At 65.1% G+C, this 21,124-nt stretch carries 14 protein-coding genes; 2 read left to right on the top strand and 12 right to left on the bottom strand.

The features are described 5' to 3' along the window. Window positions 1-328: 328 nt before the first annotated feature. Genes K2O50_RS15120 through K2O50_RS15100 form a run of 5 tightly spaced genes read right to left on the bottom strand, consistent with a single transcriptional unit; the run spans window position 329 to window position 7,647 of the window. On the bottom strand, window positions 329-586 hold the full coding sequence (locus K2O50_RS15120) for a PAAR domain-containing protein (protein WP_050705508.1): 258 nt from the start codon (window positions 584-586) through the stop codon (window positions 329-331). Beyond that, window positions 583-1,401: a DUF6708 domain-containing protein gene (locus tag K2O50_RS26785; protein ID WP_310889552.1), complete on the bottom strand. Its 819-nt coding sequence runs from the start codon at window positions 1,399-1,401 to the stop codon at window positions 583-585. The genes K2O50_RS15120 and K2O50_RS26785 overlap by 4 nt, the downstream gene beginning before the upstream one ends. After that, complete coding sequence (locus tag K2O50_RS15110; protein ID WP_220689821.1) at window positions 1,398-4,655, bottom strand: T6SS effector BTH_I2691 family protein; 3,258 nt, start codon at window positions 4,653-4,655, stop codon at window positions 1,398-1,400. Before K2O50_RS15110 ends, K2O50_RS26785 begins: the two co-directional genes overlap by 4 nt. Continuing rightward, complete coding sequence (locus K2O50_RS15105; RefSeq protein WP_050705443.1) at window positions 4,652-5,569, bottom strand: hypothetical protein; 918 nt, start codon at window positions 5,567-5,569, stop codon at window positions 4,652-4,654. Before K2O50_RS15105 ends, K2O50_RS15110 begins: the two co-directional genes overlap by 4 nt. Continuing rightward, window positions 5,566-7,647 (bottom strand): type VI secretion system Vgr family protein, encoded by a 2,082-nt coding sequence (locus tag K2O50_RS15100; RefSeq protein WP_050705444.1) that lies wholly within the window; start codon window positions 7,645-7,647, stop codon window positions 5,566-5,568. The genes K2O50_RS15105 and K2O50_RS15100 overlap by 4 nt, the downstream gene beginning before the upstream one ends. A gap of 356 nt (window positions 7,648-8,003) precedes the next feature. Here K2O50_RS15100 and yiaY point away from each other — a divergent pair, with 356 nt between their 5' ends. Further along, window positions 8,004-9,152: an L-threonine dehydrogenase gene (yiaY, locus tag K2O50_RS15095; RefSeq protein WP_050705445.1), complete on the top strand. Its 1,149-nt coding sequence runs from the start codon at window positions 8,004-8,006 to the stop codon at window positions 9,150-9,152. 86 nt (window positions 9,153-9,238) lie between these two features. Here the strand turns inward: yiaY and K2O50_RS15090 are convergent, their stop codons facing one another. From K2O50_RS15090 to K2O50_RS15075, 4 genes are all read right to left on the bottom strand, one after another. Next, a complete protein-coding gene (locus K2O50_RS15090) occupies window positions 9,239-10,432 on the bottom strand; it encodes a hypothetical protein (RefSeq protein WP_050705446.1) in 1,194 nt (397 codons plus the stop codon). 87 nt (window positions 10,433-10,519) lie between these two features. Further along, window positions 10,520-10,987, bottom strand: a complete 468-nt coding sequence (locus tag K2O50_RS15085) for a VOC family protein (protein WP_050705447.1) — start codon at window positions 10,985-10,987, stop codon at window positions 10,520-10,522. Window positions 10,988-11,256: 269 nt separating this feature from the next. Then, a complete protein-coding gene (locus K2O50_RS15080; RefSeq protein WP_050705448.1) occupies window positions 11,257-12,876 on the bottom strand; it encodes an NADP-dependent glyceraldehyde-3-phosphate dehydrogenase in 1,620 nt (539 codons plus the stop codon). Window positions 12,877-12,973: 97 nt separating this feature from the next. Then, window positions 12,974-16,102 (bottom strand): dermonecrotic toxin domain-containing protein, encoded by a 3,129-nt coding sequence (locus K2O50_RS15075; RefSeq protein ID WP_050705449.1) that lies wholly within the window; start codon window positions 16,100-16,102, stop codon window positions 12,974-12,976. Window positions 16,103-16,238: 136 nt separating this feature from the next. Between K2O50_RS15075 and K2O50_RS15070 the strand changes: the two genes are divergently transcribed. Further along, the gene (locus K2O50_RS15070) at window positions 16,239-18,482 is read left to right on the top strand and encodes a bifunctional diguanylate cyclase/phosphodiesterase (protein WP_220689820.1); all 2,244 of its coding nucleotides are present in this window, start codon (window positions 16,239-16,241) and stop codon (window positions 18,480-18,482) included. Here K2O50_RS15070 and K2O50_RS15065 read toward each other — a convergent pair. The 3 genes from K2O50_RS15065 to K2O50_RS15055 are packed head-to-tail and all read right to left on the bottom strand — an operon-like array spanning window position 18,479 to window position 21,093. Further along, a complete protein-coding gene (locus K2O50_RS15065; RefSeq protein WP_050705451.1) occupies window positions 18,479-19,255 on the bottom strand; it encodes a ChbG/HpnK family deacetylase in 777 nt (258 codons plus the stop codon). The genes K2O50_RS15070 and K2O50_RS15065 overlap by 4 nt on opposite strands. Beyond that, window positions 19,227-20,399, bottom strand: coding sequence for a GNAT family N-acetyltransferase (locus K2O50_RS15060; protein ID WP_050705452.1), 1,173 nt, complete (start codon window positions 20,397-20,399; stop codon window positions 19,227-19,229). Before K2O50_RS15060 ends, K2O50_RS15065 begins: the two co-directional genes overlap by 29 nt. 4 nt (window positions 20,400-20,403) lie before the next feature. Further along, on the bottom strand, window positions 20,404-21,093 hold the full coding sequence (locus tag K2O50_RS15055; protein WP_050705453.1) for a GNAT family N-acetyltransferase: 690 nt from the start codon (window positions 21,091-21,093) through the stop codon (window positions 20,404-20,406). Window positions 21,094-21,124: the final 31 nt, after the last annotated feature.

The following is a 21,124-nucleotide window of genomic DNA, read 5'->3' as shown; positions in this document are numbered from 1 at the left end:
GTGCCGGCGCTCTACAGCTCCCAGCGCTGCACACACCAGCGTGGGAGCGGGCTTGCCCCGCGATGTCGACGGCACTGCCAGCCAACCTCCCCAGGTTGGCTTACGCTCTGGCATTGCCCGGCCTACAGGAAGACAAAACGCTGCAGCCACACGCCAGCTGTGCAGGTTCGAACACCAAGGGGATATCTCGGCGAGCCAGGCATCGTCGTAGGTGCTACCGGCCTGCTCCAGGACCTGTTGCAGAAAGGTGTCGCGGTGGTTGCGGGTCTTGTCGCGGATCCACGGGTTGTCGCGAAACCTCCAGTGAAACAGGCGCTGACTGGTCCCTTTAGTCGAGAAACCACCCAGAGTCCCCCTCGACAAGCGTGCCGCCATGACTGGTGCGATCGCCCTGGCGTGCAACACGCTTGCCATCGATGAGAAAGTGCGCGGCCCCTGTCTCGATCAGCGCCCCACAGCTGATACGGTCTCCGACCCGGGCAACGGGTTTGCCATTGAAGTGATAGGTTTCACTGCCGGTTTCCACCACACCCGCGCCATGCAGCGGGCATTCGTGCAGGTGGCCTACAAGGACGACTGGTTTCATGTGGGTTCTCCTGCTGTAGGGCCAGTACGGGACTCACGGTCTATCGCTTCCGGCCATTGCACCCTGGGGGCTAATCGGCGAATGGGGGTTAGTTCGAAGTCATTGTCCCAATCGCGGGGCGGGCGATCGAAGGTGGGAAGGGCGTCGGGGCCCTGTTGCATGAACAGTCTGATGATCTCCCAGTATCGCTTGCCATCCTCGATGTTATGGGTGAAGAAAAGACGGTCGATGATTTCATCGGTACCTGGCTTGCGGACTGCGATAAGGACTTTCTCGACGACTCCACCATTGCCCATGGGGGCGTAGACACTACAGGCTTCGGCGATGAGGTCTTTCCAGTCGTAGGCTACGGGGCGCACCCCCCATTTCTTTCGGCTGAATATATGGATGCGATCAAATCGAAATTCATAAAAATAGACTTTTTGCCTGAGTCGGTTGAAGCGGATTGGTTCGTCGCGTGGAAGTTCGATATCCATGCGGACAAAGAATATAGTTGCCCAATATATGCCTGCTAGTGTGACAATTGCTATTGTGATTATGTCTGCTGCGGCTTTTACGCTTCCGGCTATTATCGTTGCTGCAAGAACTGCGATTGGTAATAGCGTAATTAGGAGGCATAGTGCGCCTCCAATGATAAATACTCCTCTTATTTTGTGAGTGGATCTAGGGATTTCTATGTAGGTGTCATTTATTTTGTTTGGTGTGGGTGGTAGTAAGGCTGCGTTAGTCTTTTGTATGGGCTTTTCATTGGGGAGAGGCAGGTCGCATTTCCAGCCCAGAGGATGGCGAGATAGGTATTCATTGGTTTTAGTCATTCGTTGATCGCCTTGATTTCTAAGTGTGCATAGGCCTCAGGGGAGTTTCGGTCTGGCCAGTAAGTCATGTTTAAAGTTGCAGCCTGTATGCTGTGCCTGCCAAGGCTTGGGGTGAGTTCTATATGTCCGGTTATGAACTCGGTGGTAGTGGAGCCCCCGGAGTGCAACACTGCAGAATTTTTGCTGGTTTTTTGGCTGAGGGTATTTGCTCTGTAGTCTTTAACTTTGTGAGAGGGGCGCGACGACGGCTTTTTCTGCGAGGTTGGCAATGGATGTAAAACTGCATGGGATCCTGTGGCGATGATCTCGCCGCTCGTGTAGTTGGACGGAACCCCATCGCCATGTCGATGAACGGTTAGAGACCAGTGATAGCTGTAGCTGGAGGCATCAATGTTGGGGAGGAGGATCTTGAATGTCAGCTTTTGCTCGGTGGCCGCTTGGGCAATCCATCCGATTTTAGCCGTGAGCGTGGGGTCGGCTCTTTGGGATTCGAATTTCAGGCCTGCCTCGATGCCTAATGTAGCGGCGTTTAACGCTGCAAAGGCGATGTCCGCATGTTCGGGATATTCCCAGTGAATGGCAGGGCTTTCATTGGCTTTGCCGAAATGGCAACGTATCGCCCAACGCTCTATAGAACTTGACTCCTTGCTTTTCGCCAGTTTGACCATGCCATAAGAGGCTATGGCGAGGATAATCGCTATCCCTAAAGGGCCCATTAATGAAGCATTGAAAACTGCTATTGTTGAATAAATTACTTCTACGCCTGATGTTGCTGCTGCAAAGGTGTAAGCTGATGCGGCTGTTTTATCCCCGCCTTTCCATGTTCGCTTTAAGGCAAAGACAGCTTGTGCCGTATCGTAAATCCCGGCCACGGCCCCCATGACGGCACCTACCCTGACCGTTGCCCGCCCCATTTCTATGACCGTGGCCATCCGTGCCGTCCCCGCAGGCGTCATGGGGATCCTGGTGTTGATCTGCGTGGCGCCGGTCCTGATGATCAGGCCCAGTGCCTCGATCCCGCCGCCAAGGATCGCCAGCTTGGACCCATGCAACGCCATCACCGCTTCCCTGGATTTCTCGCCGATCTCGATTTCCGCCTTTTCCAGATTCTTCGCCAGGCTGTCGTGGGTCAGGTACAAGCCGCCCAGGGCCAGCAGGAGCTCCCAGCTGCCCGCCACGCCGCGCACGCCGGTGAAGCTGGTGCGCACCAGCTGCGCCGCCTGCTTCGCGGTGATGCGCATGCCGTGGAGCAGTTGCCGGGCGTTGGCGTCGAGGGTGCCCGCGGCGACCGAGAGGTTGACCAAGCTGATCTGCGCGGCGTCGCTGAGCTGGTTGACGCGCAGGCCGGCTTCCTGGGCCAGGCGCTGCTGCAGCACGTCGGCGGTGCCCTCGACCCAGACGCTGACGGTGATGACGCTGTGCGCCAGCTTCGGGTCGAGCACCGCCAGGCTCAGTAGCCCGTGCTGGATGACCGGCCGCACCCAGCGCCTGGACGCGCTCACCTCGGCATCGAATTCGCGCAGGCCCAGGAGCATGCGCTCGCGGGCCTTGGCGGTCTGCGCGCTGGCCTTGTGCTGCAGCTCGCGCAGGTGGGCGCTCTGCAGGGCGTAGTACTCGCTGAGCTTCATCTGCACCTGCAGCTCGATCAGTTGCACGCCGTTGTACAGCCACTGGCTGGCGCTGTTCAGGCGCATCACGGCGCGCTGCACGCCGGGCGGCAGCAGGGGCTTCAGGCGCAGGCTGGCGCCATTGATCGCGCCTTGCGTCTCTGCGATGGCCTGGCGCAGGGTGTCACGCAGGTTCAAGCCGGCATCGTCACTGGCGATGACCTTGCTCAGCGCCCCATAGAGCTTCTCGCTGTCGCCCCAGTCGGTGGGGTCGGTGGTGGAGAAACTGGGTAGCAGCGCGGCGAGCACGGCCCGGTCGCGCAGGAGCACGGCGCGGTAGGGCGGGCTGTTGGGATCCTGCAGCCAGCGCTGCCACAGCGCCGCGCTGCTGCCCGGGGCAGGGGTGCGGGCTTCGCCGTCCGCGTCGGGGGCCTCGGTGACGCCGCCGGCCAGGCACAGGGCCATGGTCTTGCTGTAGGCGATGCCGGACTCGCGGTCGTCGCCGTCGTAGTCGTGTTCCTCGATGGCGTGGAACAGGCTGCTGTCGCAGAGCTGGGTGTAGGCCTGGGTATTCAGGTCGATGTAGCGCTGGTACTCGGCTTCCTGGCGCTCGTACTCGGCTTGAAAACCCGCGCGCAGGGGCTCGTGGTAGCGCTCCTCGAGCCGGGCGACGCCGTCCCGGGCGCGCCGTTCGACCTCGCGCTGGCGCTCCACCTGCGGGTCGACGAACACCGGCGGGCCATCGCCGCTGTGGGGCTCGAAGGACGGGGTCCGCTGCTCGGCCCAGGGCCATTGCATGGCGCGCAGGGTCAGCAGGATCTGCGAGGTCTGCAGCTGATAGGCGCGCAGCGGGTCCTCGCGCCATTGCTGGCGTCGGGCGATCCAGTTGAGGCGCTGGTGGTTGTACTCCTGGACCAGGCCGACGGTGTCGTCGAGCACCAGGGCGAGCACGCCGTGTTCGAGCTGGTGGCGGGCAATGGCGTTGATCAGGTAGCCGCGGGTGGCGGTCTGGCGCAGGAGGCGGCTGTGAAAGCCATGGACACTGTCGAAGGCGCCGGGCAGTTGCTGGTTGTACTCGAAGACCTGGCGGTCCACCTGCAGCTCGCTGAGGGTCATGGCCATGCCCACCTGGGCGGGGGCGCTGCGGGCGAGGGCGAGGTCCAGCACTTGGAAGCGCTCGGGCGGGGTCTTGGCGTTGCGGTAGGCATTGAGCACGCTGGGCGGCCAGGCGTCGCTGCTGAAGGCGACCCAGGCGGTGGAGAAGGCCTCGGTGTCTACGGTGAGGAAGGAGGAGGGGATGTCGTGGTTTTCGCCCAGGCACTGGCGGGCGAGCAGGCGCGGTGGCGCGGGTGGCGGCTCGATAGGGTTGAAGCGGCGCAGGTGGGCCTCGTCGGTGACTTCGTAGGCGTACCAGATGCGCTGGTCGAGCAGGACATACAGGTAGCCGGTGCGCAGGGTGCGCAGCCCCATGCGGGTGGCGACCTGATCGCCGCCGGCCAAGGGGTAGCGGTAGGCCGGGCGCAGGTCCGGGACCAGGGCGCGACGCAGGGGCAGGATGGGCAGGCCCTTGCGTTCGCAGGCCTGGCACTGGTCGTGGGGCAGGACGGATTCGGCGATGACGTGGGCGATTCGCTTGCTGAGGGTCATGGGCGTACTCCGGATTGAGGCAGGTTGGCAAGCACATAGCGCCAGTTGGCTTCGGTGTATTCGGCGAGTGTCTGGGTCAGCGGGATCTGCGCATGCACGGCTTTGTCGATCAGCGTGCGGAGCGCAGGGTAGGTATGCAATTGCGGGTGCAGGCAGCGTTGATGGAGGGCCAGGGCAATGATGTCGGCTGGCTTGCTCAAGCCCTGTCTGCGTGCCTGGACGATCTCTTCGTACGCCAGCACGGCGGCGACCGATGGCAGGGTAGGCCGGCCATCGGTCTGTGGGAGCAGGGCGCGCCAGGCGCTGAGCATGGCCTGGACCAGCGGAGCTTCGGCTTGCATTTCGCCAGCCGCGACCGGTATCGGCTTTTGGGCGTACGGCTCACCGATCATGTGTACGGCAAGCCCGCCGCTGGTTAGAAACAGCCAACGGTGGATGGGCCACCATGGCATTTGCTCTGCGTGTTCGTAGGCCGCTGCAAGCAGTTCCAGGCGTACAGGTTCGAATACCGGATAGAAGCAGGTCTGCATTCCCGTGGTCGAGACCTCGCACAGCGACATGATGTGCTCGGCCAGGGCCGCGGCAGGCGTGTCACTGAATAGCCAGCCACAGACCAGACGCCCAGGTCGCTGAACATCCCGCAGGCTTGCCCGTGCCGTCAGGGTCACCAGGGATTCCGGCAGGGGTTCTCCCGGAGACGCCAGGCAGGCCAGGACCGGATGGGCGTCGGGGGCGTGGGCGAGGTCGGTCCTGTAGATCGGCGTCAGTGCTTTCGCCCCCAGCCCTTGGCGTAAACCTTCGAGCACGGCGTGGTCACTTCGGCTGGACACCGCAGTGGGGTCGATCAGCACGTGGCAGTACTGGTCCGAGGTGTGGTGATCCATGACGAACTGGGTCAAGCCAGTGGTGTTCATCGGCCCTTTTCCTCACAGGCACTGCCGTTGTTCGCAGTGAGCTCCAGTGCCGTGACATTTCCGGCGCCTTCGGCCCCTGCTTGGGTAGGGCCATGAAAGGTGAGCGTCAACCCGTTGAGCGTAAGGCCCTGCTGGTCGAGCACGAGGCTTCCCCCTGGGCTTATGAGCTCGATACGTTCGCTGGCGGTGAGTCGAAAGACTGTTGTCTGCTGCTCCAGGCCCTGGCCGACGGTAATGCGCTGATGACCGTCCACCCGCAGTTCGCTGTTGCCACCGACGAGGGTGTGTTGATTCACCCCGATGGTTTCGCTGCGATCATTGCTCACCTGTACGGACAGGTCCTGGCCGACGTTCAGACAACAGTCCCGGCCTACGGCATGGGTGTGGTCATTGCCGGTTTCCTGGCGAAGGTCGTTGCCGACGCTGATTTGCTCATCGTTGCCCACTTGTTCGATGCGGTTGCGGCCAACGCAGGTCGTTTCGTCATGGCCTACCCGATTGTTCTGATCCCGCTGCGCATGAATGAACACCTCTTCCTGCCCCAGTTCATCCTCGAAGCGCAGCTCGTTGAAACCTTGCCCCTTGTGGGTCTTGCTCTTGATGGTCATGCGCGTGCGGTGCTTGGGCAGCTCGTAGGGCGGCCGCTGGTTGCCGCAGTAGGTGCGCCCGGTGATCATCGGTTGGTCGGGATCGGCGTTGACGTACTGGATGACCACGTCCTGGCCGATCCGCGGGATGGCCATGGCGCCCCAGCCGCCGCCGGCCCAGCCCTGGGACACCCGCACCCAGCAGGAGCTGTACTCGTTGTCGCGGCTCTCGCGGTCCCAGGGGAAGCTGACCTTGACCCGGCCCCACTCGTCGCAAAAGATCTCCTCGCCCTCGGGGCCGACCACCGTGGCCATGTGCGGGCCGTCGATGCGCGGCTTGGGCGGCGCCTCGGGGCGCCACTCGATGCGCCCGGGCACCAGCAGAGCCTCTTGCGAGTAGCGCGTGCCTTGCTCGGCGCCGGCGGCTTCCTCCTGCAGGCTGGTGAACTGCGCGCCTTCGTGGCGCACGCTGGCCACCCGCCAATGGATGTTGAGGTCTTCGCGGGGGTGTTCGACCAGGTCGAAGCTCAGGCCCGGCTGCAGGCGCACGTCATCGCCCTCGACCTCGGCGATGCGTGCATCGTGGCGCAGGGTGGCAAGGCGGGTGAAGGGGATGCCGACCTCGTCGCGCTTGTAGCGGCCGGGGTAGTCGAAGCGCTCGTAGTCGTCGGCCTGGTGCTGCAGGTCGCTGGCGTTGAATTCCTGCTGCAGGTGGTAGGCCGGGTGGGTGAAGGAGTAGTCGCGCTGCACCTGGCGAGCCGTGCGCACCTGTTCGCGGTAGTGCAGGCGGCGCAGGCAGGGGCGGGCCTGGTCGCCACCGCTGTTGGCGTGGTAGAGCACGGCGAGCGGGTCGGGGTAGTCGTCGTCGATGAAGCCTTCGTCGTCGTCATCGTCCTCGGGCTTGACCAGGCTGGAGCTGATCATGCCCAGGGTCAGCACGCGGTCGCTGACGAGCAGGCGGTGGCCCTTGGCGCTGTGGACGAAGCGGTAGATGAAACCTTCCTCGGCGGCCAGGCGGGTGATGAAGGCGAGGTCGGTTTCGCCGGCCTGGACGCAGAACTCGCGGGGCGCGTGGGGGAAGCTGTGGCCCAGCTCGAAGTCGGTGATGCGCTGGGCCTTGAACAGGGTTTCGAGGATCTGCGGCACGCTCTGCTGCTGGAAGATGCGCCAGTTCGAGCGCAGCCCGGCGCGGGCCAGCTTGGGCTCGATCACGGCCTGGTAGCGGGTGCGGCAGTTGCCGGTGTCGCCCTGGCTGAAGGCGCTGATCAGGCCGTGGACATGGCGCATCGGGCGCTGGCCGCGCAGGATGGTGAACAGCGCGGGTTTGTCGAGCAGGTGGCCGAAGTCGACGTTGTCTTCGTAGCTGACCAGTTCGAGCACCAGCCGGAACGGGGTGCTGAGGGCTTCGTCGAGGGTGAACGAGACCACTTCGAACGGGTCCTGGCTGGCCAGGGGCTCGAAGCGGTAGCTCAGGTCGGATTGGTGGGTCATGGCACTCCAGTGTTTATATGTAACTAGTTGTTATCTGGAATTGTCAGGGCTGCCGTAGAGTCCGTAGGCCCCTGTAAATGGCGAGCAAGAAAATGTCCCTGGCAAAGACGAAGGCCTAGGCTAGAACGCTATTTCAAATAATTAAATAAACTTTGCGTTCTTATTTTGGTGGGTTTGTAGGATGTTTCTTAGTTGGTGTTTTATTAGTTGTTGCTACTTGGTGAAAGAATCCAGTCAGACACAACTAGATTCGTTTTTTCGAACCCCGGCCCGCATCAGTCTTGCCCTGGATCAACGCCTCCACGCCCATTCCGGCGGATGCTGAAAACCTACCGTCAGCTTGAGAGGATCCGGCCATGAGCAGCACGTTCTTCATCCCCGCCGTGAACATCATGGGTATCGACTGCCTGGACGAGGCGATGACCGCGATCGCCGGCTATGGCCTGCGCAAGGCATTGATCGTCACCGATGCCGGGTTGGCCAAGGCCGGCGTCGCCGAGCGCATCGCCGGGATGCTGGCCATGCGCGACATCGATTCGCGGGTGTTCGACGGCGCCAAGCCCAACCCGAGCATCGCCAACGTCGAGGCGGGCCTGGCGATGCTGCGTCGCGAGGGCTGCGACTGCGTGGTCTCGCTGGGGGGCGGCTCGCCCCATGACTGCGCCAAGGGCATCGCCCTGTGCGCCACCAACGGCGGGCATATCAGCGACTACGAAGGCGTGGATCGCTCGACCAGGCCACAGCTGCCGCTGATTGCGATCAACACCACGGCGGGCACGGCCAGCGAGATGACCCGCTTCTGCATCATCACCGACGAGGCGCGCCACGTGAAAATGGCCATCGTCGACCGCAACGTCACGCCGATCCTGTCGGTCAACGATCCGGCGCTGATGGTCGGCATGCCCAAGGGCCTCACCGCCGCCACCGGCATGGACGCGCTGACCCATGCCATCGAGGCCTATGTCTCCACCGCCGCCACGCCGATCACCGACGCCTGCGCGCTCAAGGCCGTGAGCCTGATCAGCGACAACCTGCGCCAGGCGGTCGCCGATGGCGGCGACCTGGTGGCGCGGGAGAACATGGCCTATGCCCAGTTCCTGGCGGGCATGGCGTTCAACAACGCTTCGCTGGGCTACGTGCACGCCATGGCGCACCAGCTGGGTGGCTTCTACGACCTGCCCCATGGTGTGTGCAACGCGGTGCTGCTGCCCCATGTGCAGCGCTTCAACGCCAAGGTCAGCGCCGCGCGGCTGCGTGATGTGGCCAAGGCCATGGGGGTGAAGGTCTGCGGACTGGACGCGGAGCAGGGCGCCGGGGCGGCGATCTCGGCCATCGAGCACCTTGCGGCGGCCATCGGCATTCCGGCCGGGCTGGCGGAGCTGGGGGCCAAGGTCGAGGATGTGCCGGTGCTGGCGGCCAATGCCTTGAAGGATGCCTGTGGGTTGACCAATCCGCGGGTGGCCAGCCAGGTGGAGATCGAGGCGATCTTCAAGGCGGCGTTCTAGCCTGGTCGAGTCATCGCGGGGCAAGCCCGCTCCCACACAAGCCAGCTCCCACAAGGGCCGTGAAAATCGGCCCTTGTGGGGCTTGCTCAGCGTTCGCGCATGAAGAACCCGGCCACGTACTTGCGGAAGGTCTCCAGGCTCTTGAAGTCGGCGTAGCGCTTGAAGTTCTCGGCATCCGGCTCCGGCCCGATCGGCTGCTCCAGCAACGACACCGACAGCACCCGGTCCTGGTCCGAGGTCAGAACCAGTTCGTCCATCACCTGGCCGCCGATCACCGGGCGGCGCATCAAAACTTTCACCCCCTTGCTCGCCATCCAGTCGATCAGCGACACCAGCGCCTTGAGCGGCTCGCGCTCTTCGTCGCGGTACACCGGGAACAGGTGCCCGCGCGACAGCACCGGCACGCTGGCGACATGGATCAGTTCGTAGAAATGGCTGCCGGCGGTGGCCGGCGAGTACAACGCCAGGGCCAGCAAGGGGCCTGAAGCGCGGTTGCCGCCCCAGTAGTGGTGATGGCCCTGGAAGTCGAAGCCGTCCTCGCTACGATTGTTGAACAGCTTGCGGCCCTTGACCTGGTCGACGCAGTCGAGCAGCAGGCCATGCCGGCGATGGTTGCCGAACACCGTGGCCTCGCGCAGGCGCGCCTTGAGCATCATCATGTGCTTCATGTCCAGGCGCGTTTCCAGGTAGTTGCTGGCCGGCACCCGTTCCAGCAGCGGGTAGCGCCCGGCGACACCGCGCAGCTCGGCGAACTGGGCGGTGAGGTCCTTCTTCAGGTGGGTGGCGTAGACGTTCAGGCCGCTGGCCTCGATCCAGGTCAGCAGCAGCGACAGCAGGCGTTGCTGTTCGCGGCGCTCGCCGGGATCGCGTGCTCCGGCGGCCGTTTCGCCATCACTGGCACGGCGGTAGTCACCAAGCAGCCGCAACGGCGCATCCGGCGCCAGCCAGGCCGCGGGAGGCGTGTTGTCCTCGGCGCTTGCGCCGGTCTCGCGCTCATCCTTGCTGAACGGGCAGCCCGGGGTGTGTTCGGGGGTGTCGGGATTGTTGCGCAGGAACAGGGTGCCGGTGTTGCCGTTCAGCGACACGTTGAGCACCGGCAGGGCATCCTGGCGGCAATCGCAGGCCAGCCACTGGTTGGCGCTGCGCACTTTCATCAGCCACTGGTTGGCCTGCAGCAGGCGGGGGCCGGCCAGGGCGCCGGTGGCGAAGCTGGCCAACAGTTCCTCTTCGGCCAGGGTCAGGCTGCGCACCTGCGCGCCGGATTTTTCGATGATACGCATTGAGAGGCAGCTCCAAGCTACAAGCCTCAAGCTTCCAGCAAAGCGTGGCGGCTTTCAACTTGAAGCTTGCGGCCTGGAGCCTGCCGCTCACTGGCCGCTGAACAGCTTGGCGGCGCGGGCGCGGATTTCCTCGGGGGTGAGGTCTTCCTTGTGGGTGGAGACGAACCACAGGTTGTTGAACGGATCCATCAGGGTGCCGCTGCGGTCGCCGTAGAACTGGTCCTGCACTTCGCGCACTTGTGTCGCGCCAGCACGCAGGGCCTGGGCATAGACTTTGTCGCAGTCCTCGACATACAAGTGCAGGCCGACCCCCGGGGCCTTGATATCCTCGCTGGGCTTGAGGCCGCCCTCCATGTCACAGGGTGAGCCGAGCATCAGCGACGAGTCACCGATTTTCAGTTCGGCATGGCCGACGCTGCCGTCAGGGCCTTCGAGGCGGAACATCTCGATGGCGCCGAAGGCCTGCTTGTAGAACTCGATGGCCTTGGCGGCCTCCCTGATGCCGAGGTAGGGGGTGATGCTGCGCTGGCCTTCGGGTATGGGTTTGACTGGCATTTTCGTAAACTCCTTTCACGTGGGTTGTTGTTTGCAACAGCCTGGTGATTAGAGTCGTCTGGGCGGATGGAAAATCGACGGCCGCGTTATATCGATTGTCTATAAAAAATGATGGTTTTGGGCTGGTGCGGTTCGTGTAGGAGCGGTCTTGTGCCGCGAAAGGGCTGCGCAGCAGCCCCGGCAATTGACGCGTCAACGCTGAAAACCTGGGGCCGCTGTGCGCCCCTTTCGCGGCACAAGGCCGCTCCTACAAGGGGCGTGCGTGGTGATCAGAAAATGTAATCGGTCGTCAGGAAACTCGACTGCCGATTACGGATGATCTCGCTGATCAGTTCCTTGTTCGCCTCCTGGAACTTGGTCGCCACCAACGTACGAATGGAGAACACCCGCAATGCATCATGCACCGACAAGGTCCCCTCGGCGCTGTTCTTGCGGCCGTTGAACGGGTAGGTGTCCGGCCCGCGTTGGCACTGGGCGTTGAGGTTGATCCGGCCGACCTGGTTGGCGAAGGTGTCGACCAGCGCGCCGACGGTCTCGGGGTCGTTGCCGAACAGGCTCAGCTGCTGGCCGTAGTCGGAGTCAAGCACGTAGTCGATCACCGTCTGCAGGTCGCGGTAGGGCACCACCGGCACCAGCGGGCCGAACTGTTCCTCGTGATAGACACGCATGTCCTGGCTGACCGGGTAGAGCAGGGCGGGGTAGAAGAACGAGCCACGGCTCTGCCCGCCGCCTTCGTTGAGTACCCGCGCACCCTTGGCGGTGGCGTCGGCCACCAGGCCGTCGAGGTAATCGACCTTGCCCGGCTCCGGCAGCGGCGTCAGCGCCACGCCCGGTTCCCAGGGCATGCCCGGCTTGAGCGCGGCGAGCTTGCGCTGGAACTTGTCGAGGAAGGCATCGACCACGTCCTCGTGCACGAACAGGATCTTCAGCGCCGTGCAGCGCTGGCCGTTGAACGAGAGGGCGCCGGTGACGGCCTCTTCGACGGCGTTGTCCAGGTCGACCTGGGGCAGGACGATGCCGGGGTTCTTGGCGTCCAGGCCCAGGGCCGCGCGCAGGCGGTGCGGGCGCGGGTGCAGCTTTTTCAGGTCGCTGGCGGCCTTGTGGGTGCCGATGAAGGCGAACACGTCGACCTTGCCGCTGGCCATCAGCGCGCTGACGGTCTCGCGACCACGCCCGTAGATGACGTTGATCACCCCCGGCGGGAAGCTGTCGCGGAAGGCCTCGAGCAGCGGGCGGATCAGCAGCACGCCGAACTTGGCCGGCTTGAACACCACCGTGTTACCCATGATCAGCGCCGGGATCAGCGTGGTGAAGGTCTCGTTGAGCGGGTAGTTGTAGGGGCCCATGCACAGCGCCACGCCCAGCGGCGCGCGGCGGATCTGGCCGAGGGTGCCCTGTTCGAGCTCGAAGCGGCTGGAGCGGCGGTCGAGGTCCTTGAGCGCGTCGATGGTGTCGACGATGTAATCGCAGGTGCGGTCGAACTCTTTTTCCGAGTCCTTGAGGTTCTTGCCGATCTCCCACATCAGTAGCTTGACCACCGCTGTGCGCTGCTCGCGCATGCGCGCCAGGAAGGCCTCGACATGCTGGATGCGCTCGGCCACGCGCATGTTCGGCCAGGCGCCGCGACCCTTGTCGTAGGCGGCCACGGCCGCGTCGAGGGCGGTCAGCGCGGTGTCGGCGTCCAGCAGCGGCGCGCTGCCGAGGATCACCTGGCGTTCGCTGTCGCCCTCCTTGAGCCATACCGGGCTGCGCACGGTGGCCAGCGGCCCGTCCCAGCGGCGCAGCTCGCCGCCGACCAGATAGTCGCGTTGCTCCAGCGGCGCACCCAGGCGCCAGGCTTCGGGGATGTCCTCGGGGGCGGGAAACAGCGAATCGAGCAGACGGTCCATGGGTACTGCACCTCTCAAATCCGGATGGTGAAACGCTTCAGCCTGCGAGCATGCGCCGACCGGCTGAAAATTGCCAGCCTGGCGCGGCCGCACGCGGTCATTCCTCGAAGGGCGGCGGGAACACCTCGGCGTCCATCAGCCGCATCGCGCCGATCGACAGGCCATAGTCCATGGCCCGTGGGTCGGCGAACGTGCGCAGGCGCTGCCACAGCTGCGGCTGAGTGTAGTCCGGCAGGTCCTGCAGTCCACGCAGGTCGCGGCGATACTGCAGCGGCAGGGTGTTCCAGATGCTCCAGTCGTCGACACCGGTGTCCTCCAGGATCTCTTCGTATTCGGCGTCGGCCACCAGCAGGTCGACGCCATTGTGCTCGTAGTAGGCCTGGATCTGTTGGCTGACGCGCTCGCTGAGTTCGGCGCTCTCCAGCCACAGGGCCTGGCCTGCCACCCGCGACAAGCGCAGGTCGTCCGGCAAATGGGTGAAGCGGTTATCGCGCAGGTCGAAAACGATGGGTCGCCAGTCGTCATCGTTGCGGATGCCGGCTGGCCAGTCAGCCAGTTCGCAGGTGTTGAGGTTGAGCATGTCCAGCACGGCCAGGCGGCTCAGGTCCGGGCTGCGGGCCAGCGGGTTGTGCGACAGGTCGAGCAGGCGAAGATTGTCGAGGCGATCCAGGGCAACCTGGTTGGCATCGTTCCAGAGGATGCTGTTGCCTTGCATATCCAGCCATTCCAGTGAGCGCGGCACGGCGACCGCAGGTATTTGCTCGAAGCCGCAGTTCATCAGGTGCAGGCGTTGCAAGTGGGGAAACCGCTCGAGGAACTCCGCGGGCAGTTCGCTCAGGGCGGGGTTGGCGGCCAAGTCGATGCGCTGGATATGGGTGAAGCGATCAGGCAGCGCCAGCGAGGCCAGGTCCTGGTTGGTCAGGTTCAAGTCGGTCAGGCTGATCAGGTGGATGACCTGGCCCTCTTCCTCTGAGTACTCCGAGATCCGTTGCCAGTTGCTCACCAGCCGTCGTGCGGCGGCCTGGCGTAGCGGGTTGTTGCCTGCCCAGGCACGCATCTGGTCGCGGAATGCAAGCAGTTGCCGTTCCAGTTCGGCGAGCTGCTGCGCCGGATCCAGGCCGGCCTCGAACCATTGGGTCAGTTGCTCGTTGACCTGGAAATCGGCTGTTTCGGGGAAGAGCGCGCGGTAGCGGCGAAAGAACGCGCCGACGTTGATGTGCTGCGCGGGCGGTGCAGGCTCGTCCATGCCGCCGCGCAGTTGGCCGTGGCTGCCCCAGCCCGACGTCGAGTCCCTCAGTAGACGTCCGGCCATTGCAGGGTTCGACAGGGCCAGCGCGTGGATCTTGCGGCGCAGTTGATCGGCGTCGGCGGCGGTCAGGCCAAGGGCCGCACGGTCGTCGGAGGACAGGGCCTGCACGATGGCACGGCAGAGGTCGTGGTCCTGCTGCAGAGGGACCGGTCGTTCTCCGAGGTAGGCTTCGTAGCCCTTGGCTGACTTGAGCACGGTACAGACACGGCTGGCGTCCTGGGTGCCGGCGACCAGCAGCAGCGGGCCTTGGGGGGATGCGGCCCGCAGTTCCAGGCGCAGTTGCTCCGGCCAGCCAGGCAGTTGCGGCATTGCGTTGATGATCAGGCGCTCGCTCAGCAGGCTGGCTTGCTCGGGGAGATACAGCCCCTTCAGGGCGTTCTTCAAAGCACTCTCGTCACGCTGATCGACGCGCCGCAGGCGCTGGCTGCCGTCTTCGAGGGTCACGGGTTCGAGGCTCTCCATCAACGGGCTGCTGGCGAGGCGTGATGCGGCCTTGCCGGCCAGATGCAGCCCGCCGATCAGCGCCAGGTTCAGGCCCACCGACTTGAGGTGGGCCATGGCCTGCGCGCGGTCACCGACCTGCCAGGACTCATAACCTTCGTAGGCTTCATCCAGCAGTTGGTAGGCAATCACCGCGGTCATGACCGTGCCCAAGGCGGGGACGAACAGGCCGGTGATCATCAGCACGTCGAGGCCGGCACTGTCCCAGAGAGCCTTGCGTGCCTTGAGCGCCTGTTCGTCGGCCTGCGCGGTGGGCACGGCCAGTTGTCGGGCTTCGTGCTTCAGGCGTGCCACGTGATCGTCGTGGAGGAAGTCGAACAGGTCTGCGGCGATGGGCAGGGTGCGCAAGCGCAGGTCGCCACCGGCATTCTGACGCAGGCGGCTGGCGAACCGGCCCTGTTGCTCGCTTGGCACGTAAGCCATGAAACCCTGGCGAAATGGCTCCTGTTGCAAGTCGCTGCGTAACTGGTCATGCAGGGTTTCGAGGTTGTCGAAGGCACGTAGGTGGTCTGTCTGTCCCGGCAGGTACAGCACAATGCCCGGAGTGCCGGTGTTGATCAGGACGGCCTCGTGCAGGGTGATGCCGAACAGGCTCAGTTGGCTACTGGGCAATGCTTTGCCATTTTCCAGCAAGGTCTGCAGCGCATCCCATCCCGCACCACTGAGGCGGTTGCGGACTCGGGCGAGGTCAGCCGCCAGACGCAGGCTGTCCTGGTACACGCGCAGCGCCGCCGGGCGCACGCCGGACGCGGCGAAGGCAGTATCGAGGTGATCCTGGTAAGCCTGGCCGAGGTCCAGCTCGCGACAGGTTCTGGCGAACGCTTCGGGTGTCAGCGCCAGGGGCTTGATCCGGATCTGCTCCGAAGGCAGGTCGATATCGACTTCGGTCTCGCTGTCGCCCAGGGTCGTCTTGCCGGTGACCACGGTCTGGCTGACCTGCCAGTCGCTGTCCAGGGCTAGGGCGCTGTCGGGGCTGAAGGTCACGGTGTCGCTGAAGTTGTGCAAGGCGGCTTCGAGCAGGCTGCGGTGTTCGTGGTGGGTGAGGTAGACCTGGAAGCTGTAGAGGTGCTTCACCCAGATCAGCGACGTGCTACGCAGCGGCGCGCTGAATCCGTGTTGCGTGCGCAAGCGTTCGGTCAGCATGGGCTCGGCGAATTCGTTGATGTTCTTAAGGCCGCGTAGGCGCCGTGCCAGCGCGCGTTGCGCCTGCATCAGGCGTGTCTGGCTGGCCTCGACCGCTTCGCGCAGGTGCGGCGCGGCATTGGCGAACCAGGCCGCCTCGGCGCCGGGCAGGCCCTGCGCCGGCAGGATGGCGTCGCTCAGTTGCTGCCAGTGTTCGGCACTGGCTTCCCTTGCCCAGGTGGGCAGTCGGCGTTGCAGAAGGGCGTGGTGTGGGTGAACGGTATCCGCTGTCATCTGTGGCTCCTTGCAAAGCGCACATCAGAGCAGCCGTGACGGGGCTGCCGGTGGTACATGTTTGTACCGGCAAAACAAACCTCAATATTGGCCGCGCAGCGCCGATAACTGCGTAATTGCCTGCCATCGCCTGCCTATGATCACGCCTCAGCACCCTCCAGAACCCACGCCGACTCCAATCGGAACGTTGCGTCAATCGCTCAATCGCCTGCTGCCGGTCGGTCTGGCCCTGGTGGGCATCGGCCTGTCGGTGGCCCTGGGGCACCTGGATGCGCAGCGCGAGCGCAGTGAGCAACTTGGCAACCTTGCGGCCCGCCTGGCAGGGATGCGCGGCGCCCTGGAAGCCCAGTTGGGCGCGGCATTTGGCGAGGCCGAAGGCATCGCCCAGTTGATCAGCGCCGACGGTGGCATCAGCCCGGCGCACTTTCACGGCATGGCCCGCGATGCCGTGCAGTCGGTCCCCTACATGCGTCATATCGCACTGGCGCCGGGGGATGTGATCAGCGATGTCTACCCGATGGCGGGCAACGAGCGGCTGATCGGGCTGGACTATCGCCAACTGCCGGATCAGTTCCCGCTGGTGCGCTCGGCCCGCGACCAGGCCCAGCCGGTGCTGGCCGGTCCCCTGCAGCTGTACCAGGGTGGCCGGGCGCTGGTCTACCGGCGCCCGGTGTTCGTCACTGGCAAGCGCGGCGTGCGCCTCTACTGGGGCAATGTGTCGATCGTCGCCGATATCGACTGCTTGCTGCTGACGGCGGGATTGCGCCCGGATACCGAGTTCGAGGTTGCCGTGCGGGGCGTCGACGGCAAGGGCGCCGAGGGTGCGTTGATCTGGGGCGATCCAAAGCTGTTTGACACGTCGCAGGTGAAGATGAACGTGGAAGTACCGGGTGGCGTCTGGCAACTGGTGGCGGCGCCACGGGGCGGCTGGTCGGGGCTGGACCTGTTCGGTTCGCCGCTGTTCCTGTTCGCCCTGAGCTGCACGGGGCTGTTCAGCCTGTTCGTCGCCCAGCTCAACCGCAAGCAGCGCCTGCTCGAACAGCGCAACCGCGAGTTGCAGCGCTACCAGGCCCAGCTCGAACGCCTGGCTCACTACGACACCATCACCGGGCTGCCCAACCGGATCCTGTTCCAGCAGCAGCTGGGCACGGCGATCCTGCAAGGGCATGGCCTGGCGGTGCTGATGCTCGATATCGACGGCTTCAAACAGGTCAACGACAGCCTCGGGCATCCGATGGGCGACCTGCTGCTGCAACAGGCGACCGCGCGCTTCTTGCAGGAACTGGACAGCCAGGACCGCCTGTGCCGCCTGGGTGGCGACGAATTCGTGTTCATGCTGCAAGGCGCCCAGGGCCAGGTGAACCACCAGGTCCGTGCCTTGTTGCGTTGCCTGCAGCGGCCATTCGACCTCAATGGCAACGCCGCCCTGGTAACCGGCAGCATCGGCCTGGCCTGGTGCCCGCAGCATGGCGAGGACGCCGACAGCCTGCTGCGCCACGCCGACACCGCCATGTACGCGGCCAAGGAAGCCGGGCGCGACGCCTGGCGACCCTATCACCCGGACATGACCGAGCGCCTGCAGCAGCGCCTGGAGCTGGAACGCAACCTACGCCGGGCGCTGGAGCACAACGAATTCGAGCTGTGGTACCAGCCTAAAGTCGATCTGTTCAGCGGGCAGCTGGAGGGCGTCGAGGCCCTGCTGCGCTGGCGCGACCCCGAGCATGGCCTGGTCTCGCCGGGGGAGTTCATTCCCCTGGCCGAGCGCACCGGGCTGATCATCCCGCTGGGCGAGCGGGTGCTGGAGCTGGCCTGCGCGCAACTGGCCGAGTGGCGCGCCGGCGATGGCCTGCCCGGACCGCTGGCGATCAACGTCGCGGCCTTGCAGATCGAGCGCAGCGACTACGTCACCAGCCTGGCCTCGGCGTTGGAGCGCCATGGCCTGCCGGCCAACCTGCTGGAAGTGGAGATCACCGAGAGCCTGCTGATGGAAAGCCAGCAGCAGGCCTGCGCGGTGCTGGCGCAGCTGCAGGCCATGGGCGTGGCGACGGCGGTGGACGACTTCGGCACCGGCTATTCGTCGCTGGCCTACCTGCGCGCGTTGCCGATCGATCACCTGAAGATCGACCGCGCCTTCATCAAGGACCTGCCCGGCGACGATGACGCGGTGGCCATCGCCAGGGCGATCATCGACCTGGGCCACGCCTTGGGTTTTCGCATCACCGCCGAAGGCATCGAAACCCAGGAGCAATACGACTTTCTGCGCCATGCCGGCTGCGACCAGGGCCAGGGCTTCCTGCTCGGACGACCGATGCCGGCCGAGGCGCTGCGTCGCTGGCTGGCCGAGAACCATGAACGGCGACATCGGCCGCCGGGGCGTTAGCTCGCCTGCTCGATGCTCAGGCTCGCATACCCCACCCGCGGCACCTGTCCCAGGCGCTGCTCGACCAGCGCCAGCAGCGATTCGCCGCTGCCCAGGTAGGCGTCGCCGAAATCATGCCCACCCAGCGCGCTGGGGTGGGCCACCAGCTCCAGCACGCCATGCTCGGGGGCCAAGCCGGCCTTGAGGTCGGCCGGGGTGCAGACGAAGTCGGCGGTGCTCCCGGCGAGCTGGCGCAGGCGCCAGTTGAGCAGGGTCTTGAACGCGCGCTTGGCCGGCCCGATGTTGTGCCCGAGGTTGCGCGCCAGGCGCACCGGCACGCCCTGGTCGCGGGCGAAGCGGGCGACGACGGTGCCCACCGGCCAGATGTTGTGCACGTGCTGGTGCGAGTCCAGGTGGCTGGGCATCAGGCCATGATCCAGGCAGTGTTTCCATTGGGCCTCGAGCTCCGCTTCCACGGCGGCCCGCTCGCGGCGCGACAGGCGCAGGGTGCGTTGCTTCAGGCGCAGGTCGAACTCGCCGTGGGGCGTGCAGAAGCGCGGCTCGGCAAGAATCGCCTGGCTCAGCGGGCGACCGTAGGTGAGATTGAAGTGCAGCCCGATGCGTCCCCTGAGCGCCGGCTGCTGGGCCAACGCGCAGGCGGCGGCAAAGGCCGGCATGTTGGCCATGGCCGTGGCCGAGCTGATCAGCCCGGCCTGGAAGGCGTGCAGGATGACCGCGTTGGTGTGGGCACTGAGGCCGAAATCGTCAGCGTTGACTATGACCTGGGATGGCATCCGGGCGCTCCTGTGGCGGGGTGGGGGCGACAACATCGGCTTCGTTGCGCGGCGAGCGTCTGCGCAGGCGTGGTTTCAGCCAGTGCCAGCAGCGCTGCGCCAGGCCCAGCAGTACGCCGTCGGGGCGCCAGCTGTAGCTGCTCAGTCGCCACTGTTCGAGCTGGCCGGTCATGCGTTCATGCAGCTGGTGACTGGAGTTGTCCAGGCTGACCCGCGAGGCGTCGATCCATTTCCAGTCGGCGTCCAGGCCCCAGTGGATCCATTCCTCCAGCAGCACGCGACCGCTGCCCAGGTCGCGGTGTTCCGGGACGAAGGCGAGGTTGTAGTCGTAGACCCGGCCGCGCTCCACCAGGCCCAGGCGGTAGCTGATGCAGCGCCCGTCCAGCTCCAGCAGCACCAGGCACACCAGGCCTTCGCCGGCCAGCGCGGTGAAGGCCTGCTCCATCCACTGGCGACGCTGGGGGCCGGAGAAGATGCCGACCTCGTCGTCGCCTTTCCAGCTCACGGCCTCGACGGCACTGATGGCGTCGAGCAGTTCAGCCATGTTCTCGGCGCTCGCCATGACCCGGCGCACGCTGGCGCCGCAGGCATTGATTCGTTTGCGCGCGCGGCGCAGCTTGTAGCGCGGATCGCCGCTGACCTCCTGGCGATCTTGTTCGTTGATGCGGTGCACCGGCACGCGGCAGGTCAGGCGCTGCTGCCAGGTGGAACTGGCGCCGGCCCACTGGCGCAGCCAGCCTTCGTGCTCGGCGTTGTCCGGCACCTCGTTCAGTTGCAGCAGGGCATGGGGCAGGTGTTTGCGGATGGCCTGCAGGACCTGGTCGGCGTACAGCGCCGGCAGGTCGATGAGCAGCGCGATGCGGTCGCTCAGCGGATAGCCCAGGTGGCGTACCACCGGCGCGAACAGCGGGCCGAAGGGCTCCCGGGCGCGAACCAGGGGCAGGCACAGGCACAGGCGTTCGTCCTGGTAGCCGAGCAGCACGCCAAGCTGCTGGCTGGGCAGCAGGGCGGCCTCGGCGGCGCGCAGCCAGCCGAGGTGGTTGAACGGCGTGCTGCCGGGCAGGCGCCGGCGCAGCGCCTCGTAGTCGACGGCGGGGAAGTCGTCGCTGCGCAGCGAGGCGCACCATCTGAGCTGCAGGGCCATGGCTTCAGCCCGCCGTGGCCGAGGAGGCCGGGGCCTGCGGTTTGCGCAGTGGCTCCAGGCGCGAGGTGGTGTAGCGGCTCTCGCGGTAGAACCTCCAGCGGCCGAACAGGCAGTAAACGTTCATGATTCGTCCTTGCTCCTGATAGCCCATGCGCAGGTGCAGCTTGAGCGCCGGGATGTTGTGCTGCTCGCACACGTCCACCACCTTGGTGCAGCCCTGGGCGGCCATGGCTTTCCACAGCGCCAGTTGCAGATCCACCGACAGCTCGGTGCCCCAGTACTTGCGGATCAGCTCGCCGCCGAACTCAAAGAATTCCCCCGGCCCGACCGGGAACCAGCAGCCGTAGTAGTGACGGTCGTGGTAGTGGCGGCTGCTGCCCCAGATGAAGGCCACGGCGTCGTTGTCGTCGTCGAGGAACATCAACCCGGTGTGGCCCTCGGCGGCCAGCTCGCGCATGGTCTCGACGCGGTCGCCGAAGTGGCGGGCGAAGGCCTGCACGTTGTGCACGGTGATGCTTTCGATGCGCAGGCTGCCGTAAGGCTTGAGCCGGTGCGGCGGCACCGGGCTGACCAGGTCGCGCTCCATCCACAGCAGTTCCCAATGATAGAAGACGTAGTGCCGGAAGGCGCTACCGAGGGTGTCGCGCAGTCCCTTGCGCTTGATGCGGTCCTGGATCTTGGTGAATGCAGTCATGGTGCCTCCTGGGCATGGCTGATCGAGGTGC

Source organism: Pseudomonas sp. 2hn, from assembly GCF_019646095.1.
In the GTDB taxonomy this organism is placed as follows: Bacteria; Pseudomonadota; Gammaproteobacteria; order Pseudomonadales; family Pseudomonadaceae; genus Aquipseudomonas; species Aquipseudomonas peradeniyensis.
The sequence above is the reverse complement of the archived record's forward strand: the minus strand, read 5'-3'. Positions and strand labels throughout refer to the sequence as shown.